The 16,732-nt window shown below is 63.9% G+C and carries 14 protein-coding genes; 2 read left to right on the top strand and 12 right to left on the bottom strand.

All coding sequences use genetic code 11. The features are described from left to right. Window positions 1–8: 8 nt before the first annotated feature. The 9 genes from KW842_RS01720 to wrbA all read right to left on the bottom strand — a co-directional run bounded on the left by KW842_RS01720 (window position 9) and on the right by wrbA (window position 10,389). A complete protein-coding gene (locus KW842_RS01720; RefSeq protein WP_218302358.1) occupies window positions 9–1,094 on the bottom strand; it encodes a low specificity L-threonine aldolase in 1,086 nt (361 codons plus the stop codon). A 32-nt stretch (window positions 1,095–1,126) separates the two neighbouring features. Then, a complete protein-coding gene (locus KW842_RS01725) occupies window positions 1,127–1,885 on the bottom strand; it encodes a sterol desaturase family protein (protein ID WP_218302359.1) in 759 nt (252 codons plus the stop codon). 67 nt (window positions 1,886–1,952) lie between these two features. Then, the gene (locus KW842_RS01730; RefSeq protein ID WP_218302360.1) at window positions 1,953–3,788 is read right to left on the bottom strand and encodes an ABC transporter transmembrane domain-containing protein; all 1,836 of its coding nucleotides are present in this window, start codon (window positions 3,786–3,788) and stop codon (window positions 1,953–1,955) included. 52 nt (window positions 3,789–3,840) lie between these two features. Further along, on the bottom strand, window positions 3,841–4,935 hold the full coding sequence (locus KW842_RS01735; protein WP_218302361.1) for a carotenoid 1,2-hydratase: 1,095 nt from the start codon (window positions 4,933–4,935) through the stop codon (window positions 3,841–3,843). After that, entirely contained in the window at window positions 4,935–7,514 is a 2,580-nt protein-coding gene (locus KW842_RS01740) for an FtsX-like permease family protein (RefSeq protein ID WP_229223434.1), read from the bottom strand. Before KW842_RS01740 ends, KW842_RS01735 begins: the two co-directional genes overlap by 1 nt. Beyond that, the gene (locus KW842_RS01745) at window positions 7,514–7,945 is read right to left on the bottom strand and encodes a DUF4124 domain-containing protein (protein ID WP_218302362.1); all 432 of its coding nucleotides are present in this window, start codon (window positions 7,943–7,945) and stop codon (window positions 7,514–7,516) included. The genes KW842_RS01740 and KW842_RS01745 overlap by 1 nt, the downstream gene beginning before the upstream one ends. 11 nt (window positions 7,946–7,956) lie before the next feature. Then, on the bottom strand, window positions 7,957–9,363 hold the full coding sequence (locus KW842_RS01750; protein WP_218302363.1) for an FAD-binding oxidoreductase: 1,407 nt from the start codon (window positions 9,361–9,363) through the stop codon (window positions 7,957–7,959). 7 nt (window positions 9,364–9,370) lie between these two features. Then, complete coding sequence (locus KW842_RS01755; protein WP_218302364.1) at window positions 9,371–9,778, bottom strand: DUF2069 domain-containing protein; 408 nt, start codon at window positions 9,776–9,778, stop codon at window positions 9,371–9,373. Window positions 9,779–9,783: 5 nt separating this feature from the next. Next, window positions 9,784–10,389 carry an NAD(P)H:quinone oxidoreductase gene (wrbA, locus tag KW842_RS01760; protein WP_218302365.1) on the bottom strand — a complete coding sequence of 202 codons (606 nt, stop codon included), beginning with the start codon at window positions 10,387–10,389 and terminating at the stop codon, window positions 9,784–9,786. Window positions 10,390–10,452: 63 nt separating this feature from the next. On the opposite strand from wrbA, the gene KW842_RS01765 reads away from it, so the two are divergent. Next, complete coding sequence (locus tag KW842_RS01765) at window positions 10,453–11,829, top strand: YihY family inner membrane protein (protein ID WP_218302366.1); 1,377 nt, start codon at window positions 10,453–10,455, stop codon at window positions 11,827–11,829. Here KW842_RS01765 and KW842_RS01770 read toward each other — a convergent pair. Together KW842_RS01770 and KW842_RS01775 are read right to left on the bottom strand one after the other, a co-directional pair. Then, window positions 11,813–12,580, bottom strand: coding sequence for an alpha/beta fold hydrolase (locus KW842_RS01770; RefSeq protein ID WP_218302367.1), 768 nt, complete (start codon window positions 12,578–12,580; stop codon window positions 11,813–11,815). The two genes, KW842_RS01765 and KW842_RS01770, sit on opposite strands and share 17 nt — an antisense overlap. A 1-nt stretch (window position 12,581) precedes the next feature. Then, the gene (locus KW842_RS01775; protein WP_218302368.1) at window positions 12,582–13,670 is read right to left on the bottom strand and encodes a PLP-dependent transferase; all 1,089 of its coding nucleotides are present in this window, start codon (window positions 13,668–13,670) and stop codon (window positions 12,582–12,584) included. 195 nt (window positions 13,671–13,865) lie between these two features. Between KW842_RS01775 and KW842_RS01780 the strand changes: the two genes are divergently transcribed. Beyond that, a complete protein-coding gene (locus KW842_RS01780) occupies window positions 13,866–14,321 on the top strand; it encodes a CBS domain-containing protein (RefSeq protein WP_218302369.1) in 456 nt (151 codons plus the stop codon). Between the two features lie 68 nt (window positions 14,322–14,389). Here the strand turns inward: KW842_RS01780 and KW842_RS01785 are convergent, their stop codons facing one another. Further along, window positions 14,390–16,651 (bottom strand): bifunctional diguanylate cyclase/phosphodiesterase, encoded by a 2,262-nt coding sequence (locus KW842_RS01785; RefSeq protein ID WP_218302370.1) that lies wholly within the window; start codon window positions 16,649–16,651, stop codon window positions 14,390–14,392. Window positions 16,652–16,732 lie beyond the last annotated feature (81 nt).

The following is a 16,732-nucleotide window of genomic DNA, read 5'->3' on the forward strand; positions in this document are numbered from 1 at the left end:
TTCAGTAGTTAGTTGGCCAGCGCGCCGGACCATAGAGTCAGAATCTCGCGCACGCGCTGGTCCGGCAGATGAAGCAGATTGTCGCCGACATACAGCTCGACCGAGCTGCGTTCCGGCAGCGCCGCATGGTTGGCGCCATTAAATAGCCACACGCCATGCTGTTCGGCGATGCGGCTGCGGATTTCCAGCGCCCGCTCGCGGCCGACCGGCAGGTGGATGTGCAGCATGTTGGCATGCGGCTGCGCCGGGTTCGGTGTCAGCAAAGGAAAATCGCGCAGCGCTTCGTACAACCACTGCGTGCGCTTGAAATAGTCCGGCATGGCCGCTAGCCGCTCATCGAACTGCATCGCCGCCGCAACCACATATGGCGTGCGCTGATGGACATTGCCGCCCTGGCGCCGATACCATTCCGCTGCCTTGGCGACAAACGCCGCGCTGCCGGCCAGCATTGCGCCGCCCATGCCGGCTATGCCTTTGTACAGCGATACGTAGACGCTGTCGAAGCCAGCCGCGATGGCGCCGGCGGACTGGCCATACGCTGCTGCGGCTTCCCACAGGCGCGCGCCGTCCATATGCAGGTGGATGCCTTGCGCGCGGCAGTAGGCCTTGATGGCGGCCAGTTCGTCCCAGCCTGGGCACTGCCCGCCGATTTCACGGGCCGGCAGTTCCAGCGCGGCGGCGCCCAGCTGGTCGGGAATCGCTTGCAGTTCATCCAGCGTCCAGGGACGGTGCGGGTCGCCGATTTGCAGCGCGTGGAAATGATCGAACAGCTGATGGTTGCCGCGTTCGTGCTTCAGAATATGCGAGGTGGGATGCAGCGCGACCAGCTTGCTGCCGCGCTCCGCGCAGGCGATGCGCAGCGCCGTGGCTTGCGTCATGGTGCCGGTGATGCAGAACACCGCCGCCTCAAAACCGAGCAGGCGCGCGACTTTCTGTTCAAAATCCTGTATCAGCCTGTCGCTGCCATAGACATCATGCGCGACGCTGTGCGTCTCGCACCACTCGCCCATGGCCGCAAACAATTCGGCCGGCGAGAGGGCGCGATGGCCTGGCAAATGCGTGCGGCACCGTTGTTTGAGTTCTGCGTCGGTCATGGGGAGTTCCTGAAAGGCAGAATGTTACCACTTTAGCCCGCCCCGGCGCGGAATCCCGCCGTCTGGTAATGCTGGTCATAGTCCGGTGACAGTGTGCCCAACATGCGGTCCCAGAACAGAAAGTACCAGCTGAAGTTATAGCGTGCCCTGGCATGGTGGACGTTGTGTGCGGTTGCCGTGTTGATCCAGCGGCCCAGCCAGTGCTGCGACATCGCGCGCGGATAGAGTTCATAGCCAAGGTGCGTGTAGACCGCATACGCGGTGTTGATCAGGCCAAAAATGAACAGCGCCCAGCCGGTCATGGGGATGATCAGCAGCGTCAGCACGGCTGCGCCGCTGTCAACCAGCGCTTCCAATGGATTGACCGAATACGTCGTCCATGGATTGGTATGGGTGGAGCGGTGATGTGTGCGGTGGAACCAGCGAAACAGCCGGCGGTGATGCATCAGCCGGTGCGTCCAGTAGAAGTAGGTGTCCTGCACGATCATCGCCAGCAGTATGCTGAGGAAGAAATAAGCCCAGCCGTGATGGGCGATGCGCGAATAGAACTGCGTGTATTCGCCAAAGCCGAGAAAGAACAGGATCGGCAGGAAGCTGGAAAACACGATGATGCTGCCGACCGAGGTGAATAGCTCGCGGCGGATTTGCGCAGGCTGCACCCGCGCTGCCTGCAATGGCAAGCGCTTGCCGGGCCGCGCGCGCCACCACAGCCACAAGGCGAAGAACACGCCGGCGATCACCGCATAATACAAAACTGTCTGCTGAAGGCTGAACAGGATCTGGTGCAGCATGGCGTCTCCGTGGGGATGGGAAACGCCATCTTAAGGTCGGCGCGGGCCGGCTGTGCTTATGAAAGCATTAATGCTGGGTGTGGACGTGATGGAACTGCAACGCGGCCAGGTTGGCGTAAATGCCGCCCAGCGCGACCAGCGATGCGTGCGTACCGGTTTCGACGATTTTGCCGTCTTCCATGACGATGATGCGGTCCGCGCGCTGCACGGTGGCCAGGCGGTGCGCGATGATGACGGTGGTGCGGCCGACCATGGCCGCTTCCAGCGCCGATTGCACCAGGCGCTCCGATTCCGCGTCCAGCGCGCTGGTGGCTTCGTCCAGCAGCAGCAACGGCGGATTTTTCAGCAGCGCGCGCGCGATGGCGATGCGTTGGCGCTGGCCGCCTGACAGGCGCACGCCGCGCTCGCCCAGGAAGGATAGGTAGCCTTGCGGCAGGCGCTCGATGAATTCGTGGGCAGCGGCCAGCTTGGCGGCGGCGATCACTTCCTGGTCGGTGGCGCCAGCGCGGCCGTAGCGGATGTTTTCCATCGCGTTGGCCGAGAAGATCACCGTATCTTGCGGCACGATGCCGATGGCTTCGCGCAGCGTGTGCAGGTCCAGCTGCGTGATATCGACGCCGTCCAGCTTGATGCGGCCGCGTTGCGGATCGTAGAAGCGCAGGAACAGCTGGAACAGCGTGGTTTTGCCGGCGCCGGATGGGCCGACCACGGCCACGGTTTCACCCGGCTTGATGTCCAGCGAAACGTGATCGAGCGAGTTGGTTTCAGGACGCGAAGGGTAGGAGAAGATCACATCGTCCAGCGTCAGCGCCGCGCCGTTGGCGGCGCGCGGCGGCAGCGACAGCGGTTGCGCGGGCGACTGGATTTTGGATTTGACCGACATCAGCTCCAGCAGTCGCTCGGTGGCGCCGGCGGCGCGCTGTGCTTCGCCCATCACTTCGGACAGCGCGCCGATCGCGCCTGCCACGATGGAAGCGTACAGGATGAACTGGCCCAGGTCGCCGCCGGTCATGTCGCCCGACAGCACGGCATGCGCGCCCAGCCACAGCACGAACACGATGGCGCCGAACACCAGCACGATGGCCAGCATGGTCAGCACCGCGCGGGCACGGATGCGGCGCATCGCGGTCTGGAAAGCACCCTCGACCGAACCGCCAAAGCGCGTCGATTCGATCTTCTCGTGCGTGAAAGCCTGCACGGTTGGCATGGCGTTGAGGATTTCGCCGGCCATGGCGGAAGCATCGGCCACGCGGTCCTGCGAGTCGCGCGACAGCGTGCGTACGCGCCGGCCGTACATCACGATCGGCAGCACGGTCAGGATCAGCAAGCCGATGATGATGGCCGACAGTTTGGGACTGGTCACAAACAGCATCACCAGACCGCCGATGAACAGCAGCACATTGCGCAAGGCCATCGAAATGCTGGTGCCGACCACCGATTGAATCAGCGTGGTGTCGGTGGTGATGCGCGACAGGACTTCGCCGGTCTGCGTGGTTTCAAAGAATTCAGGGCTTTGTGTGACCACATGCTTGTAGACCGCGCTGCGGATGTCCGCTGTAACGCGTTCGCCCAGCCAGGAGACGGTGTAGAAACGGGCCGCTGTTGCCAGCGCCAGGATGGTCGCCAGGCCGAACAGCGCCAGGAATACCAGGTCGACGTGCTGGATGCTCTTGGCGCCGGCGCCGCCGAAACCCAGGTCGATCATCTGTTTGAAAGCGGCCGGAATGGCCAGCGTGGAGGCGGCGGCCACCACCAGCGCAACCCCGGCCATGAAGAACTGGCGCTTGTACGGCGAGAGGAAAGGCGCCAGTCCACGCAGGGTGGCGAGGCTGCCTTTTTTCAGTTCACGGGAAGTGCTCGGTGCAGCGGCGGTTGGCGTGCTGGCGGTGGTGCTATTGGTCATCTGGTAGCTGCGCTTACTTTAATATACTTTAATATCTTGTTAGACGTTGTTCTTACAGTTTTATTGCACGGACATAGCCGGTCATTTCCAGGTAGGCGCGTCCGGCCGGCTTGCCGTCGCGGTTCAGCGTCACCGCGCCTTCCCAGTACACCGCGCCGGTGGAGCGGCGCGAATCCAGTTCCTGATCGTCCTGCAGCGGCACGATGTCCCACACCGTCCCGCCAGTGGTCAGTTGCGTCGCCACCGGATACACAGCCTTGGTGCGCGGCGACTGCCAGCGCTTTTGCGGCGTGAAGCGCACCTGGTCCGGGGCAAACTGCGTGATCTTACCGGATGCATCGCGCCATGTCGCGTGCGCCCATAGTGTAGCACCTGTCTTGCTTCTGACCTGGAATGCCATCAAGGCCCCGCCGTCATTGAGGTTGGCGCCGAGCCAATCCCAGCCCGTGGCCTCGGCGTCCAGCGCTTCGCTGGACCATTCGTGGTCCAGCCATGCGGTCCCGGTGACGCTTGTCTGTTGATTAAGACGGCTGATGCTGCCGCTGACTTGCAGGTGCGGCTGGCTGTAGTAATAACTGCTTTGCGCCGGACGCGGGCCTTTGCGCGAGTAGCCGCGTTCACCTTGCAGCAGGTCCGGCTGGGTTGGCGTCAGCTTCAGGTCGTACTTGAATTCCGGTCCGTCGACGTGAACGGTGTAGCTGCCATCCGCGCCGCGCACCATATGCCAGTCTTCCAGCTTGACGTTGGTGTCGCCGGTCTTGGCGTAGGACAGGCCGAAGCCTTCGCGCGCGCTGCGCTGGTCGTGCAGCAGCTTGCCATGGGCCGGATCGGATAGCGCGGCGTGGCCGATGATCAGCTGCTTGGGCGCGAATTGGCTGGGATTGGCGCGGTCGTGCGTACTGGCGCTGCGGAAAAAAGTGACCTGGAATCCCAGTGGCTTGCCGTCCGGCGTGTTGAGCCAGCCGGTCACGTACCACCATTCGGTTTTGTAGTCCGGATGCGCGCCGTAGTCTTTGGGGAAGGCCAGCGACTGGCCGGCCGGCAGCGGGACCACGACGGGAAACTGTGGTGCGGCCGCATAGGCGGGCAGCAGCGTGGCAGCAAGGGCCAGCATGGCAGCCAGCGCACGAGCGATGCGGATGAACATTACCAGTCCTCCCTGACGGCGCGTATCGGTCCGCCGGACAATGATTGACGGCCGGCCAGCAGCGCTGTGAGCGCGGCGGCGGCCAGCAGCAGTCCGGCCACGCTGGCCAGCAGCGGCCATGGCATGTGCAGCTGCATGGTCCAGTGGAAGGACTGTGGATTGACGACGAAGACCAGTATCAGACTGATCACCCAGCCCAGCACAAAGCCGGTGACGATGCCCAGGCCGGTCAGCGAACCGCCCTCGATGGCCAGGATCGCCAGCACCTGCTTGCGCGTGACGCCGACGTGGCGCAGCATGCCGAATTCCCTGGCGCGCGCCAGCGTCTGCGCCGAGAAGGTGGCCGCCACGCCGAACATGCCGATGACGATAGCGATGGCTTCCAGCAGGTAGGTGATGGCAAAGCTGCGGTCGAATACGCGCATGCTGATGGCGCGGATCTCGGACGGTTCGCTGGCGTCCAGCGCGGCGGAGAAGGGCAGGTGTTTCAGTGCCGCCAGTGTGGTTTCGGGCTTGGCGCCCGGCTTGAGTGTCAGCGCCACGCCGCTGGCGTCCTGCTCGCCGGTGATGGCGCGGTAGTCGCCCAGACGCATCTGGATGGTGCCTGTAGGGCGGGCGTAATCGCGCCACACGCCGGCCACGGTGAAGGCGTGCAGCTTGCCGTTCAGCGGCAGTTCGATGCGCGCGCCTGGCTTCATGCCGTACAAGTCGACCATGGCTTCGGATGCCCATACCGGCGGAGGCGCGCCTGGGCCGGGAACTTGCGTTTCACTGACGATGGCCAGCGAACGGCCCGGATCGGCGGCGTCGATGTTGCGCGCCATGAGAGTGACGGCAGGGCGGCCGGGCGCCAGCGAGACGTTGCGCGTGCGTAGAAAGTCGGCGCTGGCGACGCCGGGCAGCGCCGCGACCGCAGCTTGTTCATCCGGCCGCAAGCCCGCCGTGACGCCGCCGCTCGCCGTGCTGACATAGATATCGGCCGGCAGCACATGCAGCAGCCAGTCATCCAGCGATACACGGAAACTGGCGACCATGATGGCCATGGCGACCATCAGGCTGAAGCTCGACAGCACACCGCCAAGCGCGATGCCGGCCTGGCTGGAGGCATTGGCAAGCCGCGACAAGGTCAACGTCACCACCGCCGAGGCACCCGGCCGGTGAGCGGTGGCGGCGCTCCAGCGCTGGTGCGCGAAGCGGAACACGATGGCGGCCAGGCGCGGCATCAGGCCGATGGCGCCGATCAGCAGCAGCGCGATCGACAGGTAGCCGAACAGCGGCAGCTCAAATACCGGCGGCGCTTGCGACAGCAGCGCGGCCAGCGCCATGCACGCTAGCGATGGCCAGGCGCGCGCCAGTCGCGACATTGCGGCTTCCTCAGTACCGGATTTCAGCGCGACTGCAGGTTTCGCGCGGGCCGCGTCCAGCGCTGGCGCGGCGCAGCCCAGCAATGCGACCGCCACGCCCAGCGCGAAATAGATGGCCGCCGCCACTGGCGTGAAATGCACTTGCGGACGTACGCCGGAGAAAAAGCCCGCGCCGAGGTCTGCGCCCATGAAGTGCAGTGCGGCGGCGGCAATGCCATAGCCCGCCGCGATGCCGAGCGCCGATCCGGCGATGCCCAGGCACAGGCCTTCGATCAGGATCTGGCGTAGCAGCCGATGGCGGTCCAGGCCCAGCACGCGCAGCAGCGCGAACTGGCTGCGGCGGCGTATCACCGACAGGGCCTGGGTGGAGAACACCAGGAAGGCGCCAGTAAACAGCGCCACCAGCGCCAGTACGGTCAGGTTGACGCGATAGGCGCGGCTCATGCCTTCATTGCTGCTGTTTTGTTCCTGGTCGTTGGGCTGGTTGATGCGGAAGCGGCCTGGATACTGGCTTTGCAGGTCTTTTTCCAGTTGATCTTTGAATACTTCGCGGTTGACGCCATCACGCAGTTTGAGGTCGATGCGCGAGAGCTGTCCGAGTTTCCCGAACCGCCATTGCGCCGCGCCGATGTCCATGATGGCGATGCGCTGGCCAGCGCGGGCGCCAGGTACAGGACCAGCAACGCGCAGCGACAAGCGGCTGGTGCCTACTTGTAGCGTGATGCTCCCGCTAGCGGGTTGCAGCCATTGCTGGGCGGCGGGCGATAGGAAAACGGCGTCGTCGGATAAGGTGTCGCCGATATTGTCATCGGCCGGGATGCCGACCAGGTCGGGGGAGATATAGCCGGCGCGGAACGCATCGGTGGCGATGATTTTCAGCGCGGTACGTTCGCCAGGAACGGAGGCGTCGAATTCCAGCACCGGAGAGGCGACGGCGACGCCTTCGCGCTGGGCCAGCGCCGGATAAATTTGCTCGTCGAAGAAGGGCTCGGTGCCGCGCACCTGGATGTCGGCCACGCCGGAAAGACCTTTGATGGCGGCGGAGAATTCGTTGAAGGCAGCAGCGTTGATCAGATGGATGGCGAAGCCCAGCGAGATGCCGACCGCAATCGCCGCAATCGCCACCAGCGCCCTGACCGGATGCGCGCGCCATTCGCCCAGCAGCAGCCAGCGTGACAGCTGCCGCATTGAGGGCGAGGGTGGGTGGTCGGACATCAGCGGGGACACTCCAGCGCCATCGCTTCACCGGCGCGGTGGGCGCGCAGGCGCGCGGCTTCGGTGGCCTGGCCGGTGGCGCGGCGGGCGTCTTCATCGGCCCAGCGTTTGTTGAGTTTCAGCTTGTCGCACTTTTTGCGCTGCACGGCGGCCGCTTGCGCTGCGCGGGTGGAATCGCGGTCATCGCGTTCCTGCTGCTTGAGGCGCGCCTTTTCCAGCGCGTCGGCCTGTTTCCGCTGGCGTTTCAGGTCGCGCGCGGCGCTGGGATCGGCTTTTGGCGGTGCAGGCGCGTCCAGCGTGGCCATTTGTGCGCCGGCCGCGCAGGGCGTATCGCTGTAACTGACCTTGCCGTTCATCGTGCACTTGTAGATGCTTTGCGCGTAAGCCGCCGCAGTGGCGGCCCACAGCAGGACCATAATCAGCAATTTCATTTCAGCCTCGCTCACAGGATTTTCCCTGGATTCATGATACCCAGCGGGTCCAGCGCGGCTTTGATGGCTCGCATGATATTCAGCTCTACCGGCGATTTATAGTGTGCCAGTTCCTCGCGTTTCAGTGCGCCGATGCCATGTTCGGCGGAGATCGAGCCGCCGAAGGACATCACGCTGTCGTACACCACGCGGTTGACCTTGTCCTGGTTCAGCAGGAAAGCTTCGTCCGAGATGCCGGCCGGCGGTGCGACGTTGTAATGCAGGTTGCCGTCGCCCAGATGGCCGAAGCACACCAGCTGGCAGCCGGGGAAGGCGGCGTCCAGATGCGGCCCGGTGGCGGCAATGAAGTCGGCGATGCGCGATACCGGCAGCGAAATATCATGCTTGATGTTTTTGCCCGCCCTGGCCTGCGCCAGCGGGATATGTTCGCGCAACTGCCACAGGCCCGTCGATTGCGCCACCGACGACGCTACCACTGCATCGCTGATGACATTGCGCTCCAGCGCCGCGCCGATGGCCTGTTCCAGCAGGCCGACCGCATGCTGTTCCGATTCGCTGCTCGACAATTCCAGCAGCACGTATTGCGGATGTGCGGCAGCGAAAGGCTTCGGCAACTGCGGGAATTGCCCGGCCACCAGATCCAGGCAGTAGCGCGACATCAGCTCGAAGCCGCTCAGGCTGGCGCCGCAATAATCCTGCATCAGCACCAGCAGGCGCAGCGCGTGCGCCGGCGAAGGCAACGCCGCCAGCGCGGTAATGCTGGCTTTCGGCTGCGGGTACAATTTGAGCACCGCGCCGGTGATGACACCCAGCGTGCCCTCCGCGCCGATGAACAGGTCGCGCAAATCATAGCCGGTATTGTCCTTGCGCAGGCCGCGCAGGCCGTTCCAGATTTCGCCTTGCGGCGTCACCACTTCCAGTCCGAGACACAGCTCGCGGGTGTTCCCATAGCGCAGAACCGCCGTGCCACCCGCATTGGTGGCCAGGTTGCCGCCAATGGTGCAACTGCCTTCGGCGGCCAGCGACAGCGGGAACAGGCAGCCCTCAGCGGCGGCAGCCTCCTGAATGCGTTGCAGGATGCAGCCCGCATCCACCGTCATGGTGCGGTTGACCGGGTCTACCTGGCGGATGCTGTTCAGCCGCGACAATGACAGTACCACCTGCGCGCCGCTAGTATCCGGTACGCTGCCCAGCACCAGGCCGGTATTGCCGCCTTGCGGCACCAGCGCCACGCGATGTTCGGCGCAGGCGCGGACCAGCGCCGCCACCTGATCCACCGATGCGGGACGCAGCACCGCCAGCGCCTTGCCGGTAAAACGCTTGCGCTGGTCGGTCAGGAAGGACGCCATGTCGGCCGGCGTGGCCAGCACATGGCCGTCGCCGACGATGGCGCGGCATTGCGCGAGGAAGTCCATCATAAATCCCTCATTTGACCGTGTTGATCTTTACCTTGTCCAGCAGCTCCTTGGCCATCTTCCTGGCGGCGCGCTTGTAGGGACGCAGGTACAGCACCGCGCACACAAAATAGACGCATACCACGGCCGCCTCGCCCCAGCCCAGCCAGGCCGACAGGTCGCCGGTGTCGCTCCAGCCGCGCACCACGCCTTCGGCAAAATACAGCAGGATCATCATCGAGGTCCATTGCAGCGTGTAGATATCGCGCTTGTAGACGCCGTACAGCGGCAGCAGCAGCGGCGCCGCCTTCAGCACCAGCCACGAGCCGCCCGGCTTCAGCGGCGCCAGCACCATCTCCCACAACACACACCAGACAATCAGCGTCACCAGGCTGCCGATCGCGCCCCAGTGAAAATACTTTTGCATTGTGGTTTCCATGGCGCCTAACCCTTCAATTTGACTGCTGTTTCGGCCAGCCGCTTGCCTAAAGCGATGGCCAGGCGTTTTTCGTCTTCGGTAATGACCTTTTTGCCATCCAGGCCCGACCAGTGGCTGGCGCCGTAGGGCGTGCCGCCGCTGGAAGTGGTCATCAGTTCGGGATTGGTATATGGCAGGCCCATTACCATCAGGCCGTGGTGGAACAGCGGGATCATCATCGACAGCAGCGTCGATTCCTGCCCGCCGTGCAGGCTGCCGGTGGAGGTGAATACGCAAGCCGGCTTGCCAGCCAGTGCACCGGACAGCCACTGGCTGGCGGTGCCGTCCCAGAAATACTTCATGGCCGAGGCCATATTGCCGAAGCGCGTAGGCGAGCCAACGGCGATGCCGGCGCATTCGGCCAGATCGTCCAGCTCCACGTAGGGGGCACCATCTGCCGGCACGTCCGGTTCGGTGGCCTCGGTCACGCTGGAGACGGCGGGTACGGTACGCAGCCGTGCGTCGCAGCCGGGCACGCTTTCGATGCCTTGCGCGATCAGTTCCGCCAGTTTGCGGGTCGCGCCGTGGCGGGAGTAAAACAGTACGAGAATAGTCAGATTAGAAGGGTTCATCAGCGGTATTATAGGGCGCTTTGGCGGATGGTATCATTGCCACTGTTGTCACGATTGATACTTATGTACGAAAAATATCTCCGCCCGACCTTGCTGTACCTGTTCCGCACCTGCCGCAGCGGCATCCAGGTGGTTCGCTCGCTGTCCTGGCCCGAGGTGCGCGACCTGATTCTGTTCGCGCGCCGCCGCTTGCGCGAAGAGAGCCTGCCGCAGGTCGCCGGCAGCCTGACCTTCACCACCGTGTTCGCGCTGGTGCCGCTGCTGACCATCGCGCTGGCGATCTTCACCACCTTCCCGATGTTTAACGCGTTCCGCAGTTCGCTGGAAGCGTACTTCGTGCAGAGTGTGATGCCGAAGACGATCTCCAACAACATCCTGAATTACCTGACCATGTTCGCCTCCAAGGCGACGCGGCTGTCGGCGGTAGGCGCGGTGACGCTGATTTTTACCTCGATCGCGATGATGAATCTGATCGAGCGCGTATTCAACCGCATCTGGCGCGTGCGCGGGCAGCGCAGCTGGACCCGGCGCATTCTGGTCTACTGGGCGCTGATTACGCTGGGACCCTTGCTGATCGGCGTGTCGCTGACGATGTCGTCGCAGGTGTTCATGGCGACCAGCGACCTGGTGGGCCATGTGCCGGTGCTGGGCGCGCTGATCTACACCGTGCTGTCGCTGGCGCTGACCATGGCCACCTTCACGCTGCTGTATGTGGTGGTGCCGAACCGCGACGTGGACTGGCATGACGCAGCCTGGGGCGGGCTGGTGGCCGGCCTGGCGTTCGAGCTGGCCAAGCGTGGCTTCGCCATCTTCATTACACAGTTTCCGACGTATTCCAAAATTTACGGCGCATTGGCGGCGGTGCCGCTGTTCCTGCTGTGGGTGTATGTATCCTGGATGATTACGCTGATCGGCGCCTTGCTGGCGGCCGCGCTGCCGGTGGTGAAGTATGAGCGCTGGTGGCACGAGGCGCAGCCGGGCGGGGAGTTTGTCGATGCGATGGCGATCCTGAAAGTGCTGCATGTGGCGTGCAAGTGCGGCGATACGGCATTGGTCAGCGCCGGCCATATCCGCGAGCGCACGCGTCTCGGCTTCGATGAGATGGACAATCTGCTGGAGCGCATGCTGGCCGAAGGCTGGGTCGGCCGGGTGGCTGTTGCAGCGCCGAAGCGGGTCCAGTGGGGCAAGCGTGTCAGCGATGGTTCTGACCATTGGGTGATCCTGGCGAATGTGGAAAAACTGACGCTGGCGGAGGTCTACCGCCTGTTCGTCTTCGCTGGCATGCCGGTTAACGCCGGCGTGGTGGCGGACGGCGAGGATGAGCGCGACCAGCGCGCCGCGCGTGAAGCGGCATTGCTGGCGCGGGAAGTGGAAACCGCCGTGGAAGTTGGCCTGGGCAAGAGCCTGGCCGATCACTTCGGTCCTATCGACTGCCGATAAAGTCGAGCAGGGCGTTCAGCACGCCTTGCGGCTGTTCGCTCATCAGCGCGTGGCCGCTGTCCAGTGTCGCCGTTTGTGCGTGCGGGATGGCGGTGGCGAGTAACTTGCTTGATTTTGGCGGCGTCATCATGTCGCTGGCGCCCAGCAGGAGCAGGGTGGGGCAGCGTACCGAGGCTGCCGCCAGCTCGCCGTTGGCGTAGCTGTTGCAGGCGGCGAGATCGGTGTGCAGGCAGCCCGGCATGCGCTGCATCAGGCGTCGCGCGGCGTTGCGGGTGGTGTGGCTGGCCAGCGGCGAATGCGACCAGCCGGCCACCATGTCGATGGCCGCCAGCTCGTTGTCGCGCGCTGAAGCCAGCAGCGTGTCCGCGACTTTCATCGGGTAAGCGCTGCCCGCCATGGCCAGCTGCGTGACCCGCTGTGGCGCCTGAAATGCCGCCTCCAGCGCGATCAGCGAACCCATGCTGTGCCCTATCAGTGCCGCTTCACGCACATCCACCGCATCCATCAAGGTCAATAGCCAGCCGGCCATCTCCGGCACACTGGCTTTGGGCGCGCCCTGGCTGCGCATATGGCCGGGCAGGTCAACCGCCAGCACGCCATAGCCGAGATGCGCGAAGCTGCGCGCCTGCTGCGTCCATACGGAGTGATCATTCTGTGCGCCGTGGATAAAGATCAGCGTCGGCCGGGCCGGATCGAAGGGCAGGCCGCCGGTGTAGCAGTAGCTTGGGATGCCTTGTACAGTCAGCAGCATGTCAGGCTCCTTTCTGCGACAGTTTCAGGGCGCGCGACAGGTCGTTCAGCAGGTCGTCCGCGTCCTCCAGCCCTATCGACAGCGACAGCTTGCCGTGCTCCGATGCCGGCGGGATGATCTGCGACCGGGAGCCGCCGACCTCGCCGGCGGCCGAAAACAGCTGCAGTGCGTCGGCGAAGCGCTGCGCACCCTTGAGCTGGAAGGACAGCGCCGAACCGCAGCCTTTCGGCAGCAGGCGCTGCGCCACCGCATGGTCCGGATGCGAAGGCAGCTCCGGATAATGCAGGGCCGATACCGCCGGGTGTGCGGCCAGCAGTGCAATCACCTTGCGGGTATTGGCGATATGGCGCTCCATGCGCAGCGGCAGCGTCTCCAGACCTTGCAGGATGATGGCGGCGTGGTGAGGACTGATCGGCGCCAGGTTTTCGTGCCGCGCGCGCAAGGCAAAGGCAGTGACGTCCGATTCTTCGGCAAACACCACGCCGGGGATGGCGTCGTATGGTTCGCACAGCTCGGCGTAGCGGCCGCTGTGGTCGTAGGCGGCTTGCCAGTCGAACGAGCCGGCGTCCACCAGCAGGCCGCCCATCGCGGCCGCGTGCAGCACCAGGTCGGCGCCGTGGTCGATGGGCTTGAGCAGCCAGGGCGTGGTCAGCGTGGCGTCCACCATCAGCGGCAGATGCTGCGCATGGGCGATGGCGGCAAGGGCGGGAATGTCCAGCACTTCCAGCCCGCCGCCGAGAGTGTCGGCAAACAGCAGCCGGGTTTCGGGCTGGATGGCGGAACGCCAGGCGTCCAGATCGCACGGGTCGACAAAGGTGGCCTGGACGCCGTAGCGTTTCCAGGTATGCGCCAGCAGGTGGCAGGAGCGCGGATGCAGCGCGCGCGAGGCGACGATATGTGTACCGGCGCCGGCAATGGTGCTGATGGCCAGGTGCAGCGCCATGTCGCCGCTGGCGGCCGCGATGGCGGCGACCCCACCCTCCAGCGCCGCGATGCGTTCCTCCAGCATGGCGACGGCGTCATGCTGGCCGAAATCCGCGCCGGCGTGCAGCGACAGGGTATGAAAACCGGGAGAATTAAGGCCGCTCATGATGTCCCATTGGAATTATGTTTATGCTGCGCATCCTAACCTGAAATGCAGCGTGGCAACCGCACGACAACAATGTTATGTTTTGCCTATCGGAAGCACTGGCTTTTTTGCCGGTCATGGGCTACATTCGCTACAAGGCTTAGAACAACTAGAACTCCCATTCACAGAGCGTATAAGCGAACAGGACGGCCCAATATGAAAGTCTCGGAAATTCTCCAGGTGAAAGGTTCCATCCTTTACACCATCTCTCCCGATCAACCCCTGTCGGACGCGGCCAATACCATGGCCGAGAAAGACATCGGCTCGCTGGTCGTCATGGAATTTGGCGACCTGGTGGGCATGCTGACTTTCCGCGAGGTGCTGCGCGCACTGCACGAAAATCAGGGCACGGTGGGTGGTGGCACGGTGCGCAAGCACATGGAAGACCATCCGATTACCGTGACGCCGGACACCGACGTCAACGAGGTGCGCCGCATCATGCTGGAAAAGCACGCGCGCTACCTGCCGGTGATGAACGCCAAAACCATCCTCGGCGTGATCTCCTTCTACGACGTGGCGCGCGCGGTGCTGGAAGCGCAGAGCTTCGAGAACCGCATGCTGAAGGCTTACATCCGCGACTGGCCGGCCGAAGCCGAGCAGGCCACCGACTAAGCGGCGCCAGTACGCAACAGGCCACGCGGCCGCACTGCGCTGATCAGCGCGGTGCGGCCGCGTGTGTTTCAGGTGGCGCTTTCCAGCGCGTCGTTATTCAGCCAGCCATCGAGCGCGGCGGCCGTCATCGGACGGGCGAACAGGAAGCCTTGCGCCAGCGGGCAGCCCAGCGCTTGCAGGATTTGCGCCTGGCGTTCGTCTTCCACACCTTCCGCAATAACAGACAGGCCGAGGTTGCGGCCCAGCTGGATCACCATTTCCGCAATGCTGCTGCCGCGCGCCGAACCGGTGATTTCGGTAACGAAGGCGCGGTCGATCTTCAGCCGGTCGATCTGCAAGCGCTGCAGGTAGGACAGCGACGAGAAGCCGGTGCCAAAGTCATCGATGGCGATGCTGACGCCGGTCTGCTTGATCTGTGCCAGCATCTTGATCAGCATGTCCGGCTCTTCCATGGCCATCGATTCGGTGATTTCCAGTTCGATATTCTGCGGCGGCGCGCCGGTATCCTCCAGCGCGCGTTTCAGCATATCGAGGAAGTGCGGATGGCGGAACTGCACCTGCGATACGTTAATCGACATCATGAAATCGTGGTGGCCGGATTTGCGCAAGTCGACCAGCTCGCGGCAGGCGGTGCGCATCACCCATTCGCCAAGGTCGATGATCAGGCCGGAGTACTCGGCAATCGGAATGAAACGGTCAGGCGAGATGAACTTGCCGTCCGGCGTCTGCCAGCGCAGCAGCGCTTCGGCGCCAACCGGATTGCGCGTCACCAGGTCGATCTGCGGCTGATACACCACAAACAGCTGGTTCTGACCGAACGCCGTGCGCAGCGCGTGCATCATGCGCACCCGTTCGCGGATCTCGACGCCCATCGAGCGCGAGAAGTAGAAATGGCCGGCGCGTTGCTGGGACTTGGCGCGTTTCAGGGCAATGTCGGCGTCTTTCAGCGCGTCGGCGCCGCTGCCTTCGTGCTCGCCCAGGCGCACCAGGCCCAGCGTGGCTGAGAGCTGCACGTCTTGCCCGTCGATGCTGAAGGCGCGCTGGAACAGGCCCAGGATGTTGCCCGGATTGACTTGCTCGGAATTGCCCAGCACGCAGAAGATGTCGCCGCCGATGCGCGCCACGGTCACATGCGCGCCAAGCTCGGTTTGCAGGCGGTTGGCGACGCCGATCAGCAGCAGGTCGCCAAACTGGTGGCCCAGCGCGTCGTTGGTTTCGGCGAAGTGGTCCAGGTCGACCAGCGACAGCGTGGCCTCGTCGCGCGCCGGCCCGGCCACCGTGGCGTCGAGAATTTCCACCAGGCGGGTGCGGTTGGGCAGCTTGGACAGCTGGTCGTAGAAGGCCGCGTTATGCAGATGGGACATCAGTTCCACATTATCCAGGCCGACCGCCACATTGCTGCAGAAGACTTCCAGCAGCCGCTCGTCGATCTCGGTCGGCGCGCGGCGCACTTCCAGGAAGGCGACGAAATCGCGGCTGGCCTTGCCGGCAAAGTAGAGCGTGATGTAATCCGCACCATACAAATTGCAGCGCTGCGCCAGCGATGCCTCCAGCGCGTCGTGTATGCGCTGGTCCTCGCGCACGGTCAGCGTGATGTTGTCGAGGTGGCGGAAGGTGCCCGTGGTGGCTATCACCATCAGCTCGTGGCAGCCCTCGTCCGGGCATTCCTGTACGCACAGCACGCCGTTGGCCTCGCAGCCGAGCAGGTCGCCGATTTGCGCCAGCACGCCGGCGGCAAAGTTTTGCACGCCGTGCAGCGCCATCAGCTCGGTGCTGGCGGCAACAATCTGGTTCAGGCCGCGGCGGTTGTCGTTGATTTTGCGGATCTGTTCGTAGGAGCGTATCGCCGCCGTCACCGTGGTGAACAGCTTGATGCGGGTCAGCTCCGACTTGGTCTTGTAATCATTGATGTCGAAATCGCGGATGGCGTCGATTTCCGGCGCATAGCCGGGCTGGCCGGTACGCAGGATGATGCGCACATCGTGCAGTTGCAGCGTTTCGCGGATGTAGCGTACCAGGTGCAGGCCGGCGTCGTCCTGCTCCATCACCACATCCAGCAGGATGACGGCGATTTCGGTTTCATGCTTGAGCAGCTCGCGCGCCTGTCCGGCAGAGTAGGCGTGGACAAATTCCAGCGGCCGCTGCTGCATGTCAAGGTTGCCAAGCGCGAAGGTGGTGGTCGAGTGGACGTCTTCGTCGTCGTCGATAATCATGACCCGCCACACATTGCGGGCGCCAGTCATGGCAGGCGCAGCCGGATGCTCTTCTAAGAATACCAAATCGTCTTGATCATCCTTGGACTGCTCAAGGGGCGTGACCGGTGGGGGCATGTGTAGCTTCTCCAGATTACTCGGTGTTCTTGCGTTCAAGTATAAGCGAATTGTCAAAAAGAATGCAGCTTTCCAGGGCAT

It is taken from the genome of Duganella sp. sic0402, from assembly GCF_019219065.1.
Lineage (GTDB): Bacteria > Pseudomonadota > Gammaproteobacteria > Burkholderiales > Burkholderiaceae_D > Rugamonas.